This is a genomic window from Streptomyces sp. ID05-39B (assembly GCF_033794725.1).
Lineage (GTDB): Bacteria > Actinomycetota > Actinomycetes > Streptomycetales > Streptomycetaceae > Streptomyces > Streptomyces bobili.
The window spans coordinates 1-3,791 of the sequence record NZ_JARGEF010000422.1; the positions used below are offsets into that span (position 1 = coordinate 1).

Genomic DNA, 3,791 nt, shown 5'->3' on the forward strand with positions numbered 1-3,791 from the left:
CGGAGATTTTTTTAAGGGCCAGCGCCCCCCGCCCTGCCGCTCGTCCCCGCCCAGCTCGCCGACCTCCTCCTCGCCCCGGCCGCCGACGCCAACGCAATCCACCGGCAGATCAACGAACAGGCCGGCCCGCAGGAAGCCCGCCAGATCCTGGCCGCCGCCCACCACATCGCCGCCGAACGCCTCTGGGCCGACCCCTCCTGACCACAACCCCCGCCCGGCGGGCTGCCACACCCGCGGCCCCGCGCAGGGGCAACACCCGGCCCCAAGCCGCGAGAGCCTGACCCACACCCCCATCACCGGGAGGCACGCCCATGCCCGACCAGACCACGGCCCCCGCTGCTGCTGGTGAGTCCGGGAGCACACGATGACCGGACGCGATGCGCACCTCTGGGAGATCGACCACCCGTACTACTGCGCCGAGGGCAACTACTTCAAAGCAGGCCAGCACGAACAGTTCGCCTCATGGCAGGACTTCACCGCCGAGACCAACTTCATCGACGGCGACCGCGACATGAACTTCCTGATCCGCTGGGACTGGCGCAAGCCCGGCTTCCACGACTGGGACGGCGACGAGTCCCTGCTGCTGTTCTTCGTCCTCCAGCGCAAGGCCTGGCTGCTGTCCAAGCAGATCCCCGTCACCGAGGCCGACGAGCCCGCCATCCGCGCGTTCCTCACCGAGTGCGCCCAGGCGATGCGCGCCACGTGGGAGCCGCTCCTCGACGAACCCGCCGCTGTTCCTGCCCCGTGATCCACGAGCACGGCCGGCCCGCGGGCATTGCGGGCCGGCCTCCCCGGATCGTCCCAAGCCACCCCGAGAACGGAACCCCATGACCGACCAGACGCCCGAGCCCCTCCGCATCCCGATCGCCTACTCCGTCGTGTACGCCGTGCGCGGCCTGGCCCCAATCCCGAACATGTACGGGGCCCACGAACTCGTGCCCGGCGAGATCACGCTGACCTACCGCGCTTCCGAGGACAGCCAGCTTGGCCGCATCCACGCCTACGTGGCTGGGCACCTCGTGGCGGACGGGGTGAAACTGCCCACGCCGAACGGCCTGTACGGCCAGCACTACGACAACGGCCTGGAAGGTTGGCCCGCCTGGCTGGCGGAGGAGGCGCGGCTGCACGACCCCGCTGCCGTGCCTGTCCCGCCGCCCGCAGACCAGACCGCCATCCACCAGCGCATCGCCGCCGCGCTCGCCGCCCGGTTCACCGCCGACGGCGACCTCTCGCAAGGGATGCGCGTGATCGACCCCAACGACGAAGACGATCCGAACCCAGCGCGCTGGGTTCGGCCGGGCGAGGCCGCCGACGCGGTGATGGCCGTCCTGCCCGAGCAGACAGACCGGGCCGCCGTGCTGCTGGAAGCCGCCGACGATCTCGCCACCGCTTTCGGTGACCCGATGGCCAAGCACATCGGCCTCCTCGGCGCCGCCCACCTGCGTCGCCGGGCCCGCTCCGCGCAGACGTCCGAGGCGCAGCCCGAGACGCCGATGGAGAAGCGCCTTCGATACAGCGAGCGGCGCAACGACGAACTCCGCGCGGAATGCAAGCGGCGCGGCAAGAACGTCCTGGAGCAGAGTCTGAAGATCGTGGCGCTGGAGCGGCAGATCGACGAGGTGCGCAGCCAGTTGGGCGCGGAGATCCTGCGGGCTGGTCAGGCCGAGACCGAGCTGCGCCGTGTGGCCGCCGAGGAACAGCCCGCCGAGACGGGGGATGCGCTCGCCCAGGCACGGGCCACGAACCAGCGCCTCAACCTTCGCACCCAGCGACTCGAATCCGAACTGGCCACATACCGCCGGGCTGTGGCGCAGTGGGAGGTCAGCGACCACCGGACCTACGTCCCGATGCGCAGCCTCGCAGCCATCGCAAAGGCGGCTGGCCGGGATATCGAGACGCCGCACTGGCTGCTGCACTACCAGCGGGTCGAGCAGGCCGAGGCCGCCATCGAGCGGGTGCGCGCCCTGCGTGAGCCCATCGCCGAGGCCATCGAGCGAGCCGACTACAGCGGCAACATGCGGCGCGGCGACCTCGCCGACTCCGTCATGCCCGTCATCCACGCCGCCCTCGACGCCACCGCGCGGCCCGCCGTCGGGGAACAGCCCACCACCTGCACGGCCACCATCCCCGCCGTCATCAACTCGGCACCCGACCGGTGCGTGGCCCCGGCCGGCCACTACGACGAGAGCAACGAGCCCGTGTTCACCGGCGACGTCCGCAGCCCAGGAGGCTGGCACACGAACGGCCAGGGGCACGTGTGGTCGGACCGGGCCGCAGCGGCCACACCGCACAACGCGCAGCCCGAGACGCGGGAGGCGCCGTGATCGCCCGACTCGCCGGCGCCCTCACTGTCGCGCTCACCCGACTCGCCCACCACCTCGGCACCCACGCCTACCTGTCCACCGGCTGCCTCCACGGCGACCACGCCTACTGCCAGGGCATGACCGGACTCGCCGGAGCCAAACGGCCGGGCGAATGCAAGTTCTGCCGGGCCTCGTGCCTGTGTCGCTGCCACCGCAGGCAGCCCAAGACGAAGGAGGTCTGACCATGGATACCGCCCTGACTGGCCCCACCGAAGCTGAACTCGCCACCTGGCTGACCGAGAAGGTCGGCGACCAGATCAGCGAAGACTACGAGGCCGCCCGCCTCCTCCTGGACACGTTCGACCTCGCGTCCAAGACCAGCAGCAGCCTCAACAACCCCCACCAGATCGCCAACTGCATCGCCTCCACCCCCAGCCGGGACCGTGAAGGGCCGTGGGCGCCCGTCTACACCGTGCAGGCCGCCAAGACCCTGTACGACGCCTACCGCATCACCCGCAAGCCGGCGGACCACGCACGCCTGTTCGTCGACCTGCCCATGCCCGTCGTCGTCTCCCGCCACCAGTGCCCGTTCTGCCGGCGCTTCACCCGAGCCGACGCCGCCCAGGTCCGCGACCACATGACGCGCTGCTGGCAAAACCAGGCCCTGCGCTGCTGCAAGACCTGCATCCACCACCAGGACGCATCCGGCACCCCCGGCAGCCCTGACGAGTGGCTGGAATCCTGCACCAACCCGGACGGCCCCGAATACGAGGACTACCGCTTCCCCGTCCTGCACTGCCCCCTCTGGGAAGCCCGGAAGGCCTGACGTGGAGGAGTCGACGACGCCCGGCCTGTACGCCCTCACCGGCCTCGTCTTTCTTGCCCTGGGCGTCGTCTTCTTCCTCGTCCTCCTCGCCCACGCCACCCGCTCCAGCATCCGCTATATCCGCACCCGAACCCGCAAGGAGGCCTGAAATGACCAACCTGCCCTCCCGCTTGATGGACAACCTTCACGCCGAAGCCCTGGCCGAGCACGCCAGCCGCCAGCCCTACTGCACCGGCGACCGCTGCAAGGACTGCACTGCCCCGACCACGAAGAACCCGGACGACGAATGCTGTGAAGCCACCTGTGGCTGCTGCCCCCGCGTGAACGAGCACGGGAACTGCTTCCTGTACGCGGGCAGCGAGGAGGACTCCAAGTACTGCGACCAGCACGGCGAGGGCACGCTGTTCGATCGGTCTCCGGAGGCGCAGCGCAGGTACGAGCTGCTGCGCGGCGCATGACGCCGCGGTGCCGGGGCTGCGGCCGCCGACTGAAGACGCCTTCCCCGACCGGCTACGGGCCCGTCTGCGAGCGGAAACGCAACCCCCCGACCCCACGCCGCCACCACACACCCAAAAACCCAAAACAAGCCCGACCCAGCCCCAAACCAACCCGCCCCCGCCAAACACCCCCGACGGGAAGGGGCAGACCTTTTTTAATAAAAA

Annotated in this window: 7 protein-coding genes; 6 read left to right on the top strand and 1 reads right to left on the bottom strand. The window is 70.2% G+C overall.

Annotated features, from left to right (window positions below; all coding sequences use genetic code 11):
• Positions 1–231: hypothetical protein (locus tag P1P75_RS40440; RefSeq protein WP_319264744.1), on the bottom strand; the 231-nt coding region annotated here is incomplete at its 3' end.
• Positions 232–364: 133 nt separating this feature from the next.
• Here P1P75_RS40440 and P1P75_RS40445 point away from each other — a divergent pair.
• The 6 genes from P1P75_RS40445 (at position 365) to P1P75_RS40470 (ending at position 3,587) form a co-directional block, all read left to right on the top strand.
• A complete protein-coding gene (locus P1P75_RS40445; RefSeq protein WP_319264746.1) occupies positions 365–748 on the top strand; it encodes a hypothetical protein in 384 nt (127 codons plus the stop codon).
• Positions 749–827: 79 nt separating this feature from the next.
• Complete coding sequence (locus P1P75_RS40450; RefSeq protein ID WP_319264748.1) at positions 828–2,324, top strand: hypothetical protein; 1,497 nt, start codon at positions 828–830, stop codon at positions 2,322–2,324.
• Positions 2,321–2,545, top strand: a complete 225-nt coding sequence (locus P1P75_RS40455) for a hypothetical protein (protein WP_319264750.1) — start codon at positions 2,321–2,323, stop codon at positions 2,543–2,545. Before P1P75_RS40450 ends, P1P75_RS40455 begins: the two co-directional genes overlap by 4 nt.
• Positions 2,546–2,547: 2 nt before the next feature.
• Complete coding sequence (locus P1P75_RS40460) at positions 2,548–3,129, top strand: hypothetical protein (protein WP_319264752.1); 582 nt, start codon at positions 2,548–2,550, stop codon at positions 3,127–3,129.
• A 1-nt stretch (position 3,130) separates the two neighbouring features.
• A complete protein-coding gene (locus P1P75_RS40465; RefSeq protein ID WP_319264754.1) occupies positions 3,131–3,277 on the top strand; it encodes a hypothetical protein in 147 nt (48 codons plus the stop codon).
• Between the two features lies 1 nt (position 3,278).
• On the top strand, positions 3,279–3,587 hold the full coding sequence (locus tag P1P75_RS40470) for a hypothetical protein (RefSeq protein WP_319264756.1): 309 nt from the start codon (positions 3,279–3,281) through the stop codon (positions 3,585–3,587).
• Positions 3,588–3,791 lie beyond the last annotated feature (204 nt).

Coding starts and splice junctions, on each gene's coding strand:
- P1P75_RS40470 (WP_319264756.1), top strand. CDS start 3,279: ATGACCAACCTGCCCTCCCGCTTGATGGACAACCTTCACGCCGAAGCC.
- P1P75_RS40460 (WP_319264752.1), top strand. CDS start 2,548: ATGGATACCGCCCTGACTGGCCCCACCGAAGCTGAACTCGCCACCTGG.
- P1P75_RS40450 (WP_319264748.1), top strand. CDS start 828: ATGACCGACCAGACGCCCGAGCCCCTCCGCATCCCGATCGCCTACTCC.
- P1P75_RS40445 (WP_319264746.1), top strand. CDS start 365: ATGACCGGACGCGATGCGCACCTCTGGGAGATCGACCACCCGTACTAC.